Here is an 18,150-nt window from a genome sequence, read left to right on the forward strand (position 1 = left end):
GGTTTCGCATGACCAGCGTGAGCGAATTGATGGAAACGATGGAATACGGCCCCTCGGTCGAGGACAGCGCGGCGGTGCGCGACTGGCTGGCGCGGCGCGGGGTTTTCGGGCACTTCATCGGCGGGGGCTTCACCGAACCGGGCGCGCCGTTCGACACGCGCGATCCCGCGACGGGCGAGGTTCTGGCTCAGGTGACGCAGGGAACGGCCGAGGACGTGGCCGCTGCCGTCGCGGCGGCGCGGCAGGCGCAACCCGCATGGGCGGCGTTGTCGGGATCGCAGCGGGCGCGGTATCTCTATGCCCTGGCGCGGCATGTGCAGAAACGCGAACGCTTCCTGTCGGTGCTGGAAACGCTGGACAACGGCAAGCCGATCCGGGAATCGCGCGACATCGACGTGCCGCTGGTGGCGCGGCATTTCTACCATCACGCCGGTTGGGCGGAGCTGCGCGACAGCGTGCTGCCGGGTCATGCGCCGATCGGCGTCTGCGGCCAGATCATCCCCTGGAACTTTCCGCTGCTGATGCTGGCCTGGAAGATCGCCCCGGCCCTTGCCGCGGGCAACACGGTGGTGTTGAAGCCCGCCGAATACACCCCCCTGACCGCCCTGGCATTCGCCGAAATCTGCCAGGAGATCGGCCTGCCGGCAGGGGTCGTGAACATCGTCACCGGCGACGGCGACACCGGGGCGGCGCTTGTCGCGGCGGATGTGGACAAGATCGCCTTTACCGGATCCACCGAAGTCGGGCGCGCCATTGCCGGCCGTTTGGCGGGAAGGGCCACGCGCCTGACGCTGGAACTGGGCGGCAAGTCGCCCTTTGTGGTGATGCCCGACGCCGACCTGGACGCGGCGGTCGAGGGCGTGGTGGATTCGATCTGGTTCAACGGGGGCCAGGTCTGCTGCGCAGGCTCGCGGATCCTGGTGGCCGAGGCCGTTGCGGATCGCTTCGAGACGCTGCTGAACGCGCGCATGGCCCGGCTGCGGCTCGGCCCGCCGCTGGACAAGTCCACCGACGTGGGCGCGATCGTCGATCCCATCCAGAAGAACCGGATCCTGTCGATCTGCAAGGCGGCCACCGATGCGGGGGCCGAACTGGTCGGCGGTGCGGCGGGGAACGGCTGCTTCATCGCGCCGGGCTATCTGCGCAACGTCAGCCCCGCCAATCCGGGTTTCGAGCAGGAAATCTTCGGCCCCATCGCCACGCTGTCCACCTTCCGCACGGCGGACGAGGCGGTCGAACTGGCCAACAACACGCGCTATGGCCTCGCCGCCTCGGTCTGGTCGGAAAGTGCTGCGGTGGCGACGGATCTTGCCGCCAAGATCAAGGCGGGCGTGGTCTGGATCAACTGCGCCAACCTTTTTGACGCCGCCGCGCCCTTCGGCGGCTATCGCGAAAGCGGCTTTGGCCGCGAAGGCGGGCGCGCCGGGATGCTGGACTATCTGGCCGAGGCGCCGGTCGATGCGGCAGAGGAACCGGCCCCCGCCGCACCCGTTGCGACGACCACCGGCACGGGCCGGCCGGCTGCTCTGGACCGCACGGCCAAGCTTTATATCGGCGGCGCGCAGAAGCGGCCGGACGGCGGCGCATCATACGCCGTGCCGGGGGGCCTTGCGCCGCTGGGCAGCCGCAAGGACATCCGCAACGCGGTCGAGGCGGCGGCAAAGGCGGGCAAGTGGACGGCCATGGGCGGCCATGCCCGTGCGCAGGTGCTGTATTACATCGCCGAGAACCTGTCCGCCCGCGCCGACGAGTTCGCCGCCCGCACGAACCGGGCCGAGGTCGATGCGGCCATCGCCCGCGCCTTCCATTACGCGGCCTGGGCCGACAAGTTCGACGGCGCGAACGTGCAGGCCAGGCCCGGTCATCTGCTGAACGTGGTCAACGAACCCTTCGGCGTGATGGGCATCGGTTGCCCGAACGCGCAGCCGCTGGCCGGCTTCATGTCGCTGGTCATGCCGGCCCTCGCCATGGGCAACCGCGTGATCGCCCTTGCCGCGCCCGACGATCCCCTGCCGGTGCTGGATCTGTATCAGGTTTTCGACACTTCGGACCTGCCGGGCGGCGCGGTCAACATCGTCACCGGGCCGCGCGATGACCTGGCCAGGACGCTGGCCGCTCATGACGAGGTCGCGGCGATGTGGACCGTCGGCGGCGACCTTGCGGCGGCGGAGCGGGCCGCGGGCGGCAATCTCAAGCCCGTCTGGGCGCCCGCGCATCGCGACTGGTGCGGCCCGCAGGCGCAGGGCGAGGCGTTCCTGCGCCACGCCACCCAGACCAAGACGATCTGGCTGCCTTATGGCGCCCTGCCCGAAGGCACGGGATCTGCGGCCTATTAGGCGCGCAGGCCCGCGAAGGTCATCGGGTCCAGGGATGCCTGGGCAAAGGTCGGACCGCTGGTCATCAGGCTTACGGCGTCGTGGGAATGCAGCGATTCCTGGTGGCTGGCGACGATCCGGAAATCGCCGAAGCGCGGATCGGCCAGCAGTTCCCCGGCAAAGGCGCGCACCGCATCCTCGACGAAGATCGGGTTCGCGGCGTTGAGTTCGGCAAAGGCCTGCTCGTCCTCGCGCTTGACCATGACCTGCGTTTCCGTGGGCACCGCGCGGCGGCAGAGCTCCACCATGTCCTCGAACCAGATCTTTTCCGGGCCGTGCATCACCGCCGAGATCCGCGCGATGGACCGTTGGGAATGGGGCGTGGCCAGGCGCGACCGCACCTCGCGCGCATGTTCCGACAATTCCAGCGAACAAGGGCAGGTCGAGGAATAAACATAGTCGAAATGCACGATCCGCAGACGCTGGCCCTGGAAGTCCAGAATTTCCATCGCGATGTCGTAATACTGCCAGCCCGACAAGCCCGAACGCAGCGACGCCACGCGGATCGGATAGGAAAACCTCATCTGGATCCGCGCGTCGTAGGCGTCGAGATCGGCCTGATAGTCGTCCAGCGCGGCTTCCAGCACCTTGAGGCTGAAGGCGTGTTCGGAATGGGCATAAAAGGACCGCATGATCCGGGACATGTTGATGCCCTTGCGGTCGGCCTCCAGGCTGACGGTGCCGGTCACGCTGGTTTCCAGGGTGATCTCGCCCCCGTCGCGGGTCTGGTACCGGATCGGCAGGCGGAAGTTCGAGATCCCGACATGCTGGATCGGCGCGCGGGCGCCGACGATCAGGCTGGCGGGACCGTTTTGCAGATCGGGCAGCCCGGCCTTGTAGGCGTCGTCCACGCGGAAGCCTGCGTCATACTTGCGCGCCAGGGCCGGATAGGCGGGGATCATGGGACGGGCTTCTGTCATGGGGAATCCTTGTTGCCGGATCGCGGCACAATATGGGGGCCGGAGGCGGAAATCCAAAGAACAATTCCGGCGGAACGGGCCGCTTTCGCGACCCCGAGGGTCTTAGGCGTCCAGGGCCCACGTCAGGTCGTCTATCAGATCCTGCGCATCCTCCAGCCCGATCGACAGGCGCAACAGGCCGGGCGTGATGCCCAGATAGGCGCGGTCTTCGTCCGACAGGCGCTGGTGGGTGGTCGTGGCGGGATGGGTGACGATGGATTTCGCATCGCCCAGGTTGTTCGAGATCCTGACGATCTCCAGCCGGTTCAGCGCGGCAAAGGCGGCGTCCTTGCCCCCCGCCACCTCGAAGGCGATCATGGTTCCGCCCGAACCCATGGCCCGCATCGCCAGGTCGTGCTGGGGGTGATCGGCCAGACCCGGATAGATCACGCGCGACAGCGCCGGATGGCCTTGCAGCGCCTGCGCGACGGTCAGCGCGGTGTCGGCCTGGGCGCGGACCCGCAGGTCCATCGTCGTCAACCCGTTCAGCATCAGCCAGCTGTGAAACGGGCTGATGGCGCCGCCGGTGTGTTTTAGGTAGGGCTCGGCCACCTCGCGCACGAACTGGCGCGTGCCGCAGATCACGCCCGCCAGCGCCCGCCCGCCGCCGTCGATATGCTTGGTCGCGGAATAGACGACCACATCGGCGCCCAGATCCACCGCGCGGGAAAAGACCGGCGTGGCGAAGACGTTGTCCACCACCACCAGCGCGCCCACGGCGTGTGCCAGACGCGCGACGCCTTCGATGTCGATCACCTCGAGGGTCGGGTTCGACAGGCTTTCGAAGAACACGGCCCTTGTGCCGGGGCGCAGCGCCGCCTGCCACTGATCCAGGTCGGTGCCATCGACATAGCTGACCTCGACCCCGAATTTCGCCAACAGGTCCAGCACGTAAAGGCAGGATCCGAACAGCGCGCGCGCGGCGACGATGTGGTCGCCGGGCTTGCACATGGAAAACAGCGCGCCGTTCACGGCCGCCATGCCGCTGGCGGTGGCAAAGGCGTCCTCGGTCCCTTCCAGCGTGGCGATGCGGTCCTCGAACATGCGGCTGGTGGGGTTGCCGTAGCGGGCATAGATGAACTCGTCGGGACCGGTGCCCTTGAAGCGGGCCTCGGCCTGTTCGGCGCTGTCGTAAACGAAGCCCTGCGTCAGGAAGATCGCCTCGGCCATCTCTCCGTACTGGCTGCGGCGGATGCCGTGATGAACGGCTTGCGTGCGCGGGTGAAGCCCCTTGGCCGAACTGTCGCTCATTGCGAATGCCCTCTGCTGTCGGGGTGGGTTAGCGTTCCCGGCCTTCTGGCGCAAGGGACAAGACCGGGCGCCGGATGCCGCGGAACAGGGCCGCATATTTCGCGCTGCGGTTGACGGCCTTGCTGAACATGCCCGCCGGACGCCTTGCGCATCCAGTGTTTATCATTTTAAATCATTAGACTAGCATCAAACTCAAGGTTATTGCCCAAATGGACAGGTTGAGCCTGCCAGGGCGCCTCAGTAGGTTGACTGGGCGGTCAAGACGATCCGACCGCGCAGGAAAGGGCGGCCCCGGGCTGGAATGCGGACATGACGCTGGACTATGCGAACGAATATCCCGATGTCCTGTCACGTCACTTCGAAGGGGACCGACCTTCCAGCCGCACCCGCAGCACGGGGGTGGCTTCAAGTGAACGGGACGGCATGTCCATTGTTGTGTTGGACCGCGCATCCACGGCCGATCCGGTGACGGACCGGCGGAGGGATGAGGCGGTCGCGTGTTTGTGCGAGGATCTGCCGGTCTGACCGATCGTTGTTCCGATCGGTTTCCCTACGGGCTGCGTCACCAGTTTCGTTTCATGTAACGCCCGAACAGAAGCATCGGGGGCGGAGGAATCCGCCCCCTGTTCCGTTCAAAGATAGTCGCCGCGTTGCAGGCCGTATTTGGCCATCTTCTCGTTCAGCGTCCGGCGCGGCAGGCACAGTTCCTCCATCACGCTGGCGATGCTGCCCTTGTGGCGGCGCATGGTGTTGTCGATCAGCATCTTTTCGAAGCTTTCGACATATTCCTTGAGCGGCTTGCCTTCGGTGGTGGTGGCCTGCTGGTTGTCCTCGCCGTCCGCCATCAGCAGGGATGCGATGGATCCCGACCCGCGCCGGTTTTGCAGCACGGCGCGTTCGGCCACGTTGATCAGCTGGCGGATGTTGCCGGGCCAGGGCGCTTGCAGCAGCTGGGCCGCCTCCTGGGCGCTGACCTGCGGCGGCTCGCAGCCGTATTCCTCGGAAAACTGCTCGGTCATGCGGGTGAACAGCGACAGGATGTCCTCGCCGCGCGCGCGCAAAGGCGGCAGGGTGATCTTCAGCGCGGACAGACGGTAGAACAGGTCGGGGCGCAGCGAATCCTCGGCCCGGCGGCCTTCGCCGCGCGCGTTGGAAATGGCGATGATGCGGGTTTCCGCAGGCGTGCCCTGGTCGCTGATGAAGGCCAGCAAGCGGGCTTGCAGGGGTTCGGACAGCGCCTCGATGTCCTCAAGGCAGAGGGTGCCGCCGCGCGCTTCCTCGACGGCCGGGATGCCGTCCTCCAGCGGGCCGAACAGGCGCGCCGACAGCGCGTCGTCGTTGTAGGCGGCGCAGGACACGGGCACGAACTTCTTGGACGCGCGCGGTCCCACGGCGTGCAGCGCATGGGCCACCAGCGTCTTGCCGGTCCCCGTCTCGCCGTCGATCAGCACATGACCGTCGGCCTGGCCCAGGTCCAGGATGTCTTCGCGCAGGCGCTCCATCACCGGGCTGGACCCGATCAGCTTGGACATCACCTGCTGGCCTTCGGACAGATCCCGGCGCAGGGCGCGGTTGTCCAGCGTCATGCGCCGCATCTGCGTGGCCTTTTTGGCAAGCGCGGTCATCTTGTCGGGATTGAAGGGCTTTTCCATGAAGTCCATGGCCCCGATCCGCATCGCCTCGACCGCCATGGGAACATCGCCATGGCCGGTGATCAGGATCACGGGCAGGCCCGAATCCAGTCCCATCAGGCGCTTCAGGAAGGCGATGCCGTCCATTCCCGGCATGCGGATGTCGCTGACCACGATGCCGGGCCAATCGGCGCCGATGACCTTCAGCGCGTCCTCGGCACTGGGATAGGTTTCGGTCTCGAACCCGGACAAGACCAGCCATTGGCTGATCGATTCCCGCATGTCCGGTTCATCATCGACAATCGCGATCTTCAGTTTGCGGGACATTGACGTGTTTTCCTCTCTCATCACTCGGCGGCAAGCGTCTGCTGGGCCTGCCCCGGCTTCAGCAAGGGCAGTTCCACGGCAAAGACGGCGCCGCCTCCATCTTCGTTATGGGCGGTCAGGCGACCGCCGAAATCGGCCACGATGGACGAGGATATGGCCAGGCCCAGGCCCGTCCCCTCGCCCGGTTTCTTTGTCGTCCAGAACGGCTCGAACAGCTTTTCCAGATCGGATATGCCCGGCCCGTTGTCGCGCACCAGCACATAGGCGTTGGTGGCGGCCTCGACGGTGATCTCGATCCGGGCGTCGCGCCTGTCGCGCACGGCATCCACGGCGTTGCGCAAAAGGTTGATGATGACCTGTTCCAGCCGGATGCGGTCGGCCATCACCATCACCGTGCCCCGCGGCAGGTTGCGGGTAACGCGGATCGTGCGGGACCGCAACTGCGGCTCCATCATGGTCAGGGCGCTGCTGACGGCGGCGCGCAGGTCCACCGGCTCCACCGCCTCGCCGCCCTTGCGGGCATAGGACTTCAGCTGCCGGGTGATCGCGCCCATCCGTTCGATCAGGTCGTCGATGCGCTGAAAGCTGGACAAGGCCTCCTCGGCCCGGCCGCGCTGCAACAGCAGACGCGCGCCCGCCAGATAGGTCTTCATCGCCGCCAGCGGCTGGTTCAGCTCGTGGCTGACGCCCGCCGACATCTCGCCCAGGGCCGCCAGCTTGGAGCTTTGCTGGACCGTCTGTTCGGCGACGCGCAGCTCCTTCTGCATCCGCTCGCGCTCGGCGATCTCGCGCGTGAGGCGCATGTTCAGCGCGCGCAGGTCCGCCGATTCGCGCATATAGGCGACCGACTGGCTGCGCGCGCGGCGCGACAGGACATAAAAGGTGCCGGCCAGAAGGATCGCGAAACCCATGATCTCCAGCGCCAGCACCGCGTTCACCTGCTCTCGGACGGATGCATAGGTGGTGAAGCTGGTCATCCGCCAGCCGCGAAAGGGGATGCGCGCCTCGGCCTGCATCACGGCGCGGCCCTGGACATAGGCGTCGATGGGCAGCGCCGTCCAGTCGGCTGTGACCTGGAAGGCCCGCTGGATGGCCGAGGGCGCGTCGCGCACCGCCAGGGCCTCGGGCATGGTCAGGCCGCGCCAGCGCGGCTCGGTCGCCAGGATGATGAAACCCTCACTGTCGGTCACGGCCACCGCGTCCGAAATGCCCGCCCAGGACCGTTCCAGCCGCGACAGGTCGGCGCCGACGACGATCACCCCCAGGGTCCGGCCGTCCGCGATCACCGCGCGGGAATAGGTGAACTCGTAGGCGCCGCCGCCGCGGTTCGTCACGGTAAAGACCGTCTCGCTGGACCGCAGCGCCTCGACATAGAAAGGCGCCAGAACGTTGTTGGTGCCGATCTGGTAACGGTCGGTCGAGCCGACCGTCCGCCCCGAGGCGTCCAGCAAGCGAATCGAGGCCGCGCCGATTTCCTTTTGCGCGGCGATCAGCCGGGCCGAGGTGGTCGAGAAATCGTTGCTGTTCAGCGACCCGATCAGCGCCGGATCGCGCGCCAGCAGCAAGGGAACCACGGCCGTGCGCTGCAATTCCGACAGCAGGTTGCCGGTATAAAGCGCCAAACGCAGTTCGGACCGGACGCGGGTGTTTTCCGAAAACCGCGCCGTCAGCCAGGCATTCGTCATCCAGATCGAGACAATGGCCAGCCCGAAGACAAGCGCGATGGCGATGCGCAGCCACCACGGATTGCCGGGCTGCGCCAGCCGCGGTCGAATACGCTCTCCCTCGCTGGCGCTGTCTTTGTCCTCGATCACCTACAAAGCCCGGTCCTGTGGCACAACTGCCGCACTCTAGGCCCAGAGGCGCCGATGCTCAAGTCAGGCGTTGACAACCCCGTTCACGAGCGAGCGGAACAGCGCCGCCCCGTCGGTGCCGCCCAGGGCCGGATCGGCGGCGCGCTCGGGGTGGGGCATCATGCCCAGGACGCGGCGGTTTTCGGACAGCACGCCCGCGATGTCGCCGACCGAGCCGTTGATGCCCGGGGCATAGGTAAAGGCGATGCGGTCCCCGTCCTGCAACCGGGCCAGCCCTTCGGCCATGATCTGGTAATTGCCGTCGTGATGGGCGACCGGGATGGTGATGCGCTGGCCCTTGCCATAGCCCGCGGTGAAGTCGCTGTCCGTGGTGACGACATTCAGGACGGCGGGCTTGCACAGAAAGGTCAACCCGGTGTTGCGCATCAGGGCGCCGGGCAGCAGACCAAGTTCCGTCAGAACCTGAAAGCCGTTGCAAACCCCCAGGACATAGCCGCCACGGTTCGCGTGCTTGCGCAGCGCCCCGGCGATCGGCGATTGCGCGGCGATCGCGCCGCAGCGCAGGTAGTCGCCGAACGAGAACCCCCCCGGCACGGCCACCAGATCGGTGCCGTCGGGCAAGGCGTCGTGCTTGTGCCAGACGCGCGTCACCTGCGCGCCGGCCCGGTCCAGCGCCACCGCCAGGTCGCGGTCGCAGTTCGATCCGGGAAAGGTGATAACGGCGGCTTTCATCGGCGCAGGCTCCTTGTCGCGGGACAGGCAGGCCATAGCGCAAAGCCGCGACCGTTGAAAGAGGGGGGCTTTGCGCCCCCGTCCCCTTCAGGGGGGACTCCCCCGCAGGATATTTGAAACGAAGATGAAGCGGCAGTCCTTCATCTTCGTTTCAAATATCCCCGCCGGAGGCAAGAAAAGGGCCGGGCATTGCCCGGCCCGCTTTCCCCGATCAGTTCAGCGCCTTGTTCAGGTATTCGTCGACCTTTTCCAGATAGCCCATGGTGGTCAGCCATTTCTGGTCCGGCCCGACCAGCAGCGCCAGATCCTTGGTCATGTATCCGTCTTCGACCGCCTGGACCGTCACTTTTTCCAGCGTCTGCGCGAAGTTCAGCAGCGCCGCGTTGTCGTCCAGCTTGGCGCGGTGCTTCAGCCCGCCCGTCCAGGCAAAGATCGACGCGATCGAGTTGGTCGAGGTCTGGTTGCCCTTCTGGTGCTCGCGGAAATGCCGCGTCACGGTGCCGTGGGCCGCCTCGGCCTCGACGGTCTTTCCGTCGGGCGTCATCAGCACGCTGGTCATCAGGCCCAGCGAGCCGAAGCCCTGCGCCACGGTGTCGGACTGCACGTCGCCGTCGTAGTTCTTGCAGGCCCAGACATAGCCGCCCGACCATTTCAGGTTCGAGGCCACCATGTCGTCGATCAGCCGGTGTTCGTAGGTGATCCCGGCCTTCTTGAACTGGTCGGCGAACTCGGCGTCGAACACCTCCTGGAAGATGTCCTTGAAGCGGCCGTCATAGGCCTTCAAGATCGTGTTCTTGGTGGACAGATAGACCGGATAGCCGCGCTGAAGGCCATAGTTCATGGAGGCGCGGGCGAAATCGCGGATCGAGTCGTCCAGGTTGTACATGGCCATCGCCACGCCAGACGACGGCGCCTGGAAGACCTCGTGCTCGATCGTCTCGCCATCCTCGCCGACGAACCTGATGGTCAGCCTGCCCTTGCCGGGGAAGCGGAAATCCGTGGCCTTGTACTGGTCGCCGAAGGCATGGCGGCCGACGATCACGGGCTTGGTCCAGTGCGGCACCAGGCGGGGCACGTTCTGGCAGATGATCGGCTCGCGGAAGATCACGCCGCCCAGGATGTTGCGGATCGTGCCGTTGGGCGATTTCCACATCTTCTTCAGGCCGAATTCCTCGACCCGCTGTTCGTCGGGGGTGATGGTCGCGCATTTGACGCCCACGCCGTATTGCTTGATGGCGTTGGCCGCGTCGATGGTGACCTGGTCGTCGGTGCGGTCGCGCTCCTCGATGCCCAGGTCATAATACTTCAGATCCACGTCCAGATAGGGCAGGATCAGCTTTTGCTTGATGAAGTCCCAGATGATCCGGGTCATCTCGTCGCCGTCCAGCTCGACAACGGGGTTGGCGACCTTGATCTTCGACATGGGCAATCCCTTTCGGCGGTGATGTTCGCGTACCGCTATAACGGGAGGCGTCCGGGAAGGAAAGATTGTATGCAGCGGCATGCAATCGCGTGCGGCATGCGTCAGGTTTGCAACATAAGCGTGTTTTATGAAACCTGTATAAAACTTAAACGTGCATTCTGATCATGCCTGCGCTATGCAGAAGGCAGTGACATAACGATTACTCCGGTGTTGAAATGACGGCTACGGTCGACTGGATGTGGTTTGGCAATCAAGCCCAGGTCAATGCAACCAGCGGAACTCCCTCCACCCATGCCGAGGCCGACCGCATCGCCGGATACAATGCCGTCGGCAACGCGCAGATGAAGGCGGTGACGATCCGCGGCGAAACGCGCACGATCACCGTGGACGGCCGCCGGGCCGAGGCCTTCGCGACAAGCTACAACACCGACAGCCGCGGCCAGGATGTCACGGATTCGCGCATGACCTATGTCTCGCCGCAGACGGGCGCGACGGTGAAAACCACGATCACGGGCTTTCTGTCGGTCCGCTATCAGCTGACCTTTCCCGATGGCGGCACCACGGAACAGACCGGCGTGCTGATCCAAATGAAGAACGGCGACATGTTCTTCCGCCCCTCGCTGGACGCCTTGCCGCAATGGGACGGCATCGACGACCTGCGGGCGGTCAAGATCCTGTCGGCCGACCCCTTCGACAGGAACATGTATGTCGCCACCATTTCGTTCAAGCCGGCGATCCATGACCTGCCGATCACCTGCTTTGCCGCCGGCACCCTGATCGCCACCCCGTCCGGGGAACGGCTGGTCGAGGATCTGCGCGTCGGCGAGCTGGTCGCGACCCGCGACAACGGGCTGCAACCCGTCCGCTGGGCGGGCCGCCGAAACGTCACCGCCGCCGAGATCGCCGCAAACCCTGGGCTGGCGCCGGTGCGCATCGCCGCAGGGGCGCTTGGCCCGAACCTGCCCGCCCGGGATCTACTGGTGTCCCAGCAGCACCGTGTCCTGGTTCGGTCCGCCGTTGCCGCGCGGATGTTCGGGGCGCAGGAGCTACTGGTTGCCGCCAAGCACCTGGCCGAGGTCGAGGGCATCGACATCCTGTGGAACGCCGATGGCGTCACCTATGTCCACCTGATGTTCGCCGCGCACGAGGTCGTCGTGTCGAACGGCGCGGAAACCGAATCGTTTTATCCCGGCCCGCAGGCCCTGCTGGCCCTTGGCGACGCGGCCGAGGAAATCTTCACGCTGTTCCCGCAGTTGCGCGGCGCGGCCGATGATTTTCCGGGCGCGCGGCCCTTTGTCGCGGGCAGGAAGGCGCGGCAGCTGGCGGCGCGGCACGCGGCGAACGGCAAGCCGCTGGCAAGCGTCGGGGCAAGCTGATCAGGCGAAGAAGGCCCGAACCTCGCGGCGCAGCCAGTGCCACAGCATCGGCGCGCCCAGGGTGATCCTGCTGCCCACGCGGGATTCGATGTCGTCAAAGGTCACGCCGTAATCCACCCAGCCTATCCCGCCCGAGCGCAGGTTCTGGATCACGGGCTGGCAGCGGTCCAGGGCCTTGGCAAAGACGGCATCGGGACTGGCGGCGGCCTCGAATTCCTGCCACAGCGCCAGGAACTCGTGGGCCTGCGCATCGGGCAGCAGCCCGAAGATGCGCACGGCGGCCGCGGCCTCGGCCGCCTGGACCTCGGCCGATCCATGCGCCTGGCCGGCGGCGGAATGCAGCGGCACGTCGCCCACGTCGATCTCGACCAGGTCGTGAAGCAGCAGCATGCGGATAACGCGGCCGGGATCCACCCCCGGGCCCGCCAGATCGGCAAAGGCCAGGGCGTAAAGCGCCAGGTGCCAGCTGTGTTCGGCGCTGTTCTCGCGCCGCGAACCGTCGATCAGCAGGTTGGCGCGGATCACCGATTTCAGCGCGTCGGCCTCGGCCAGGAAACGCAGGCGGCGGGCAAGGTCGCTGTCGGGCGGCGCCTCGCCCGCCAGCACGGCCCGGGCCCAGTCCATCGCCTCGGGCCATTCGGCGTCAAGCCGCGCCGCGCGTCCGCCGGTCATGTTGTCCCGGACAATGGCGACATGATCCGCCAACGGCTGCGGCGCCAGCAGCACCTGGAACAGCGGCTGGGCGTGATCCATCCGCTTGGCCATGGCCGCATCGGGCGAGGCGCCGGCCTCGAATTCTTGCCACAGCTCCATCAGGCTGGCGCGATCGGGCGACAGGCCGAAGATGCGGGCGGCGGCGCGCGCCTCGGCCCGGGCCAGGGCGCCCGCGTCGTGGGCCAGATGGATCGGCTGGTCGCCGGTGTCGATTTCCACCAGGTCGTGGACCAGCAGCATGCGGATCACGCGGTCCGAGGCGCCGAAGACCATCGCTTGCAGGGCGACGTGCCAGCTGTGTTCGGCGCTGTTTTCCGGCCGGGACAGATCCAGCAGCACATTCGCCCGGCCGACCGATTTCAGCCGGTCGGCCTCGGCCAGGAAGGCGAACTGGCGGGCGATGCGGTCCGACATCCCGTCCCTAGCGCGTGCTTTCGGTCAGACGGCGGCGGACGTAATCCTGCACAAGCTCGATCATCGGCTTCATGTGCAGCTCGTCGTCGCGGAAGAAATGGTCGGCACCCTCGATTTCCTTGTGGGTGATGGTGATGCCCTTCTGTTCGCGCAGCTTGCCGACCAGGGCGTTGGTGTCCTTGGGCGGCGCCACGCGGTCTGCCGTGCCGTTCACGATCAGCCCCGACGACGGGCAGGGCGCCAGGAAGCTGAAGTCGTACATGTTGGCGGGCGGGGCCACGCTGATGAAGCCGGTGATCTCGGGGCGGCGCATCAGCAGCTGCATCCCGATCCAGGCCCCGAAGCTGAAGCCCGCGACCCAGCAATGCTTGCTGTTGGGGTTCATCGCCTGAAGATAGTCCAGCGCCGATGCCGCGTCCGACAGCTCGCCGATGCCCTGGTCGAATTCCCCCTGGCTGCGCCCCACGCCGCGGAAGTTGAACCGCATCACGGTGAAGCCCAGCTTGTGGAAGGCGTAATGCAGGTTGTAGACGACGCGGTTGTTCATCGTCCCGCCGTATTGCGGGTGCGGGTGCAGAACGATGGCAAGGGGGGCGTCGGGCTTGCCCGGTTGCGGGTGATAGCGGCCCTCGAGCCGCCCTTCGGGGCCGGGGAAAATCAGCTCTGGCATCGTCTTCCTTCGAAGTTACGGGTTTCTTGACGCATCGTGATGGCGCTTTTAGACCGCTATCTGGGATGCCGGCGCGGATTGCGCAAGAAACGGACCTTGGCGGCATAGCGCGGCAGTGCGCGCGTCGTCAACCGACGCCGCCTGACTGGAAGGAGCCAGCCGATGAAACTGTCCACCAAGGGGCGCTATGCGATCATCGCCCTTGTCGATCTGGCCACCGCCAAGGGCAGCGACCTGACCTCGCTGGCCGAGATTTCGGCCCGCCAGGACATTTCCCTGCCCTATCTGGAACAGCTGTTCGTGCGCCTTCGCCGCGCCGGGCTGGTTGCCTCCGTCCGCGGCCCCGGCGGCGGCTACAGGCTGGCGCGCGCCCCCGAGACGATCCGCATCGCCGAGATCCTCGAGGCCGTGGACGAAACCGTCAGTGCCATGCATGTGGGCGCGGGCGCCTCGGGCGGGGTGTCGGGATCGCGGGCGCAGACGCTGTCGAACCGGCTGTGGGAAAGCCTGTCGGCGCATGTCTATGTGTTCCTGCACAACCATTCGCTGGCCGATGTCGCGCGGAACCAACTGCTGCCCTGCCCGGCCCTGCCGCAGATCCTCAGCGTGGTGGACGACTGAAAAACGCGGCCCCCCGGGGCCGCGTTTCCATCCGAAGCCGATCGGCTGCGATCAGAAGCGGTACGAAGCCCGGACCTGCACCAGGTCGGTGTCCAGGTCGATGCCCGAAACCCCGGTTTCGTCTTCCGCGAAGTCCGAGAAGTCGCTGCGGCTGTATTCCGCCCCGACCGAGAAGCGTTCGCTCACCAGGTATTCCGCGCCGATGCCATAGGTGACGCCGGTTTCCGACACGTCGTCGTCTCCGAAGTCGGCCGACACGCGGGCCGCGCCCAGGGTCAGGTAGGGCTGGAACTTGCCCATGTCATAGCCCACGCGGCCGCGCAGGCGCCACAGGTCGGCGTCGCCATCGCCTTCGTCCACGTCAGCCTTGTTGTAGTCCAGTTCGGCCCCGGCGATCAGCTTGCCGAAGTCGCGCAGGTATCCGGCATGGACGCCATAGCCGTCATAATCGCTGTCACCCAGACCGTCGGACAGTTCCGCGTTGCCCTTGCCATATTGCAGGCCGGCGTAGAAGCCGGTCCAGTCCGTGCCGGCCTCGACCGGAACAACGGGCTCGACCACCGGCGCGGTTTCGACCACGGGGGCAACATAGCCGCCGGCGAACGCGGCCGAGGCCGCCAGCGAGGCGGCAACCGAAAGCGCAACGAGTTTCATGGGTAGTCTCCTTGTAGGGGGGGACTAACTTCTGGACGAAACGGAAAGTCCTCTCCTGCGGCGACAAACGACTGATCCGGCGAAGAAAAACGACCGCAGCGCCCCCAAATGGCGACGTCACGTGATGAAAGTGTGGGGGCTGAATTGAGCGATCTGTGGTCTCTGGGACCGCATCTGATCGACATCTGACCTGCAAGTGGCGCGCAACAGCCAACATCCGAAGATTGTTGATGAAATTGGTTCCAGCGGGGCAGACGGTGAGGCTAGCTTCTGGACAAAGCGGAAGTTTCAAGGCTGAGGTTTCGGAAGTCGGTTCCGAAACCCCGTTGTCGGTTCCGAAACTCCATTTTTCTCCAGCAATCGTTGAAGGAAATCATGACAACGGAGGGCGGCTGACCGCAGGAGGTTTCGGAAGTCGAAAACTGTCAGGAACCGCCACCGGTGAGGGGCTCTGACAGTTCGCGAAGGGTCCAGTTCGAGATCAGCAGCTCGGCCCGGCTGCCGGCCGGATCGTTCCTGGTGCCGCTGATCGTGTAGGTCGTCCTGACCTCCTGGATCTCGAATGTCGCGAAGATGGCGCGAACCTCGGGCACGTCGTTCAGCGACAGGATGAACCGCCCCTTGATGCCCGCCAGCAGCTCGGCCAGGCGCTGGAAGTCGGTCCTGGCGAACATGGCCTTGCCATAGTCGTCCTCGCAGCCCCAGTAGGGCGGGTCGAGATAGAACAGCGTGTCGGCGCCGTCATAACGGGGGATGAAGGCCGGCCAGTCCAGGCATTCGATGACCACCCCGGCCAGGCGGCTGTGCAGATCCTCGAGCATGGGTTCGAGCGTCGTCAGGTTGAACCGGCCCGGCCGGGCGCGATCGACGCCGAAGTTGCGGCCCGAGACCTTGCCGCCGAAGGCGGTGCGCTGGAGGTACAGGAAGCGCGCTGCGCGTTCCAGGTCGGTCAGGGTGTCGGGATCGACGCGCACCAGACGCTCGAACTCGGCCCTGGTGGTCAGCTGGAACCGGAGCGTGTCCAGGAATTGCGGATAGTGCCGCTGGAGGATGCGGAACAGGTTGGCGATGTCGCGCCCGCGGTCGTTGATTACCTCGGTCCTAGGCCGCGCCTGCCGTCGTAGGAAGATGCCGCCCATGCCCACGAACGGCTCGGCATAGGTGGCGCAGGGCGTGGCGTCGAGGATGGCGCAGATGCGCTTGGCCAGATTGCGCTTGCCGCCCAGCCAGGGGGCAACAGGCGCGGTCGGGGTGATGGTGGTAAGCACGAGGGTTCCTGTTGTTCACGGCGAGCAAATGAGAACCTAACAGGAACATCGGCGTGTGTCGTTGTCTATTAATTTGGCCCACGAGGCACGGCGCCTCTTTCTTCGACATCGCGCCGACCTTGGGTATGATATTGGCAATCACAGCGATCACAGTCGCACTCTGCCAACGGCAGAAGGGTCAGTTCTTCTGGTTGCAGCCATCGCCCCCAATAAGCATTAGCTGCCTCACAGTGATGAATGCCGGGGACCAGTTCGATATAGGGCCGAAGCCTGCGGAGGTCTGGATCTGTCAACTGTGGTATCCGGTATTCCGACTGAATACGCTTGATGACCCAGCCAGTTATCGACCACAGGTTCCGACCTTCGATACGGTCGAGCGTCGCAACAGGGATGTACTTCCCCCTAACCTCCCGTGCTACAAGCTCAGCAAGTTCGGCAAGGGTAAAGTCGTGCTTGTATGGGCAGCGCTTTATCGCCTCCCTTAACGCTGGGGTTATGTCGATGCGTTCCCCAAACCCGATAACATCAACGAAGTGTTCCTCGGCCATCACGGCGTCCTGCAAAAATACACGACTCGGCCGACGACGCGCAGCTGCTGGAGCATATCGGGGCCGAGGGTTTCCGGGGGGTAGGACGAGTTGTCCGAGACCAGCTCGACCAAGCCATCGAGGCGACGGCGGACGCGCTTGACTAGGAGATCGTCGCCCACGGCGATCACCATGATGCAGCCGTTAGCAATGGCCGTCTGGCTGCGATCCACAATCAGGGCCGATCCGTCAGGAATGGTCGGCGTCATGCTGTCGCCCTTGGTCCAAATAACCGAGCAATGCTCCGGCGCCGCGCCTTGGTCGCGCAGGAACCGGCGATCGAAGGCCATGATGCCCTGAGCCAGTTCAGAAACCGGGATGGAACTAAACCCGGCGGCTGCTTGGACGTCCCCATAGACCGGTAGGCGGATCATATGTCCGCTGTCGGCATCCGAGCCGTGCGCGCCAGAACTCCTTAAATGGAGTTGAGCTGCTTCGAAGAAGCCTCCTGTCCCCATACTTGGATCCAGCAAACCGGCAAGATCATCTAGTTTAATTTTGAGCGCACTTGCAATCACCGCAGCTCTCACAACCGATGGCGTAGCTGTCTCAGCAGCATATTTTTCTATTGTTCCTTTGGGAATTCCAGTCTTGGCGCTGACAGCCTTGACCCCACCCCCCGCAGATATTGCTTCGGCAACCCGGTGTCGAAGGAGCGCCTCAGCCTCTTTTTCAACACCAAGTCCTTTACCCCCATTATTGGATTTGACCTCCTCCATATCAGGAGTTATCCCTAGTTGTGCGCAGCGCACATGCGCCGCGCGATTGCCTACACCGACCCAAGAAAAAGCGGGTGTCCCACCACCCGCTTCCCCAGAAGGAACCACCCATGGCGAAACGGAAACCCAAGATGGAATGGCCATAGATCCTGGCCAAGCTCCATCTCGGCGGGATGACGTTGACCGAACTCGCCCGGCGCAACGACATTCCCGCAGGCTCATGCACACGCGTGAAGGGCCAAACGCACTACAAGGCCCAGCAGGCAATCGCCGATTTCATCGGTGAGAAGCCCGAAGACCTCTGGCCCGACCGCTACCCCAAGGGGAAACCTCGTATTCTCGATACCGCGAAGTTTCCCCCGGTTTCCAGTCAAAAATCCGGCCGCAAGCCGGACAGCGACGACGGGAAGTGATGCGCATCCTGTCCAGGATCAAGGTTAACGCTGACACCCTCGCGGATGCGATTGGCGCCGTCGCGCTGTTCGCCATCGTCGGCGCGGGTCTCTGGATCCTGCACGGCCTTGGACTTTCGGGGCTGTGACACGGTGGCCCTTGCGGCGCTTCGACATCGGCAGGTCGGCGATCAACGCCCCGCCTTCAGAACTTCTCCTTCAT

At 65.3% G+C, this 18,150-nt stretch carries 18 protein-coding genes; 6 read left to right on the plus strand and 12 right to left on the minus strand.

Features of this window, described 5'->3' with window-relative positions; genetic code table 11:
- The first annotated feature begins 8 nt into the window (after window positions 1-8).
- Window positions 9-2,336: an aldehyde dehydrogenase family protein gene (locus ACFOM8_RS05935; protein WP_377760222.1), complete on the plus strand. Its 2,328-nt coding sequence runs from the start codon at window positions 9-11 to the stop codon at window positions 2,334-2,336.
- Here ACFOM8_RS05935 and folE2 read toward each other — a convergent pair.
- On the minus strand, window positions 2,333-3,295 hold the full coding sequence (folE2, locus tag ACFOM8_RS05940; RefSeq protein WP_377760224.1) for a GTP cyclohydrolase FolE2: 963 nt from the start codon (window positions 3,293-3,295) through the stop codon (window positions 2,333-2,335). The genes ACFOM8_RS05935 and folE2 overlap by 4 nt on opposite strands.
- Window positions 3,296-3,397: 102 nt before the next feature.
- On the minus strand, window positions 3,398-4,585 hold the full coding sequence (gene metZ / locus ACFOM8_RS05945; protein WP_377760226.1) for an O-succinylhomoserine sulfhydrylase: 1,188 nt from the start codon (window positions 4,583-4,585) through the stop codon (window positions 3,398-3,400).
- Between the two features lie 309 nt (window positions 4,586-4,894).
- Here metZ and ACFOM8_RS05950 point away from each other — a divergent pair, with 309 nt between their 5' ends.
- Complete coding sequence (locus ACFOM8_RS05950; protein ID WP_377760228.1) at window positions 4,895-5,110, plus strand: hypothetical protein; 216 nt, start codon at window positions 4,895-4,897, stop codon at window positions 5,108-5,110.
- A gap of 107 nt (window positions 5,111-5,217) precedes the next feature.
- Here the strand turns inward: ACFOM8_RS05950 and ACFOM8_RS05955 are convergent, their stop codons facing one another.
- The 4 genes from ACFOM8_RS05955 to ACFOM8_RS05970 all read right to left on the minus strand — a co-directional run bounded on the left by ACFOM8_RS05955 (window position 5,218) and on the right by ACFOM8_RS05970 (window position 10,512).
- On the minus strand, window positions 5,218-6,543 hold the full coding sequence (locus ACFOM8_RS05955) for a sigma-54-dependent transcriptional regulator (protein WP_377760230.1): 1,326 nt from the start codon (window positions 6,541-6,543) through the stop codon (window positions 5,218-5,220).
- A 20-nt stretch (window positions 6,544-6,563) separates the two neighbouring features.
- On the minus strand, window positions 6,564-8,228 hold the full coding sequence (locus ACFOM8_RS05960) for a sensor histidine kinase (protein WP_377760614.1): 1,665 nt from the start codon (window positions 8,226-8,228) through the stop codon (window positions 6,564-6,566).
- Between the two features lie 192 nt (window positions 8,229-8,420).
- Window positions 8,421-9,089, minus strand: a complete 669-nt coding sequence (gene purQ / locus ACFOM8_RS05965; RefSeq protein WP_377760231.1) for a phosphoribosylformylglycinamidine synthase subunit PurQ — start codon at window positions 9,087-9,089, stop codon at window positions 8,421-8,423.
- Window positions 9,090-9,300: 211 nt separating this feature from the next.
- Window positions 9,301-10,512, minus strand: coding sequence for an NADP-dependent isocitrate dehydrogenase (locus ACFOM8_RS05970; protein WP_377760233.1), 1,212 nt, complete (start codon window positions 10,510-10,512; stop codon window positions 9,301-9,303).
- Window positions 10,513-10,727: 215 nt separating this feature from the next.
- Here ACFOM8_RS05970 and ACFOM8_RS05975 point away from each other — a divergent pair, with 215 nt between their 5' ends.
- A complete protein-coding gene (locus ACFOM8_RS05975) occupies window positions 10,728-11,888 on the plus strand; it encodes a Hint domain-containing protein (protein ID WP_377760235.1) in 1,161 nt (386 codons plus the stop codon).
- On the opposite strand, the gene ACFOM8_RS05980 is transcribed toward ACFOM8_RS05975, so the two are convergent.
- Window positions 11,889-13,016, minus strand: a complete 1,128-nt coding sequence (locus tag ACFOM8_RS05980) for an HD domain-containing protein (protein WP_377760237.1) — start codon at window positions 13,014-13,016, stop codon at window positions 11,889-11,891. It lies immediately after the preceding gene.
- A gap of 7 nt (window positions 13,017-13,023) precedes the next feature.
- Entirely contained in the window at window positions 13,024-13,686 is a 663-nt protein-coding gene (locus ACFOM8_RS05985; RefSeq protein WP_377760238.1) for an alpha/beta hydrolase, read from the minus strand.
- A 162-nt stretch (window positions 13,687-13,848) separates the two neighbouring features.
- Between ACFOM8_RS05985 and ACFOM8_RS05990 the strand changes: the two genes are divergently transcribed.
- Window positions 13,849-14,307: a Fe-S cluster assembly transcriptional regulator IscR gene (locus ACFOM8_RS05990; RefSeq protein ID WP_207101058.1), complete on the plus strand. Its 459-nt coding sequence runs from the start codon at window positions 13,849-13,851 to the stop codon at window positions 14,305-14,307.
- A 51-nt stretch (window positions 14,308-14,358) separates the two neighbouring features.
- Here the strand turns inward: ACFOM8_RS05990 and ACFOM8_RS05995 are convergent, their stop codons facing one another.
- The 4 genes from ACFOM8_RS05995 to ACFOM8_RS06010 form a co-directional block, all read right to left on the minus strand.
- Complete coding sequence (locus ACFOM8_RS05995) at window positions 14,359-14,961, minus strand: outer membrane protein (protein WP_377760240.1); 603 nt, start codon at window positions 14,959-14,961, stop codon at window positions 14,359-14,361.
- A 425-nt stretch (window positions 14,962-15,386) separates the two neighbouring features.
- Window positions 15,387-16,229: a DNA adenine methylase gene (locus tag ACFOM8_RS06000; RefSeq protein WP_377760242.1), complete on the minus strand. Its 843-nt coding sequence runs from the start codon at window positions 16,227-16,229 to the stop codon at window positions 15,387-15,389.
- A 68-nt stretch (window positions 16,230-16,297) separates the two neighbouring features.
- Complete coding sequence (locus ACFOM8_RS06005) at window positions 16,298-16,777, minus strand: hypothetical protein (protein ID WP_377760244.1); 480 nt, start codon at window positions 16,775-16,777, stop codon at window positions 16,298-16,300.
- Window positions 16,777-17,535 (minus strand): LexA family transcriptional regulator, encoded by a 759-nt coding sequence (locus ACFOM8_RS06010; protein ID WP_377760246.1) that lies wholly within the window; start codon window positions 17,533-17,535, stop codon window positions 16,777-16,779. The genes ACFOM8_RS06005 and ACFOM8_RS06010 overlap by 1 nt, the downstream gene beginning before the upstream one ends.
- A 149-nt stretch (window positions 17,536-17,684) precedes the next feature.
- Between ACFOM8_RS06010 and ACFOM8_RS06015 the strand changes: the two genes are divergently transcribed.
- Window positions 17,685-17,948 carry a helix-turn-helix domain-containing protein gene (locus ACFOM8_RS06015; RefSeq protein WP_377760616.1) on the plus strand — a complete coding sequence of 88 codons (264 nt, stop codon included), beginning with the start codon at window positions 17,685-17,687 and terminating at the stop codon, window positions 17,946-17,948.
- The gene (locus ACFOM8_RS06020; protein ID WP_377760248.1) at window positions 17,948-18,076 is read left to right on the plus strand and encodes a hypothetical protein; all 129 of its coding nucleotides are present in this window, start codon (window positions 17,948-17,950) and stop codon (window positions 18,074-18,076) included. The genes ACFOM8_RS06015 and ACFOM8_RS06020 overlap by 1 nt, the downstream gene beginning before the upstream one ends.
- Window positions 18,077-18,150 lie beyond the last annotated feature (74 nt).

This window comes from Paracoccus angustae (assembly GCF_042648745.1).
GTDB classification, from domain to species: Bacteria; Pseudomonadota; Alphaproteobacteria; order Rhodobacterales; family Rhodobacteraceae; genus Paracoccus; species Paracoccus angustae.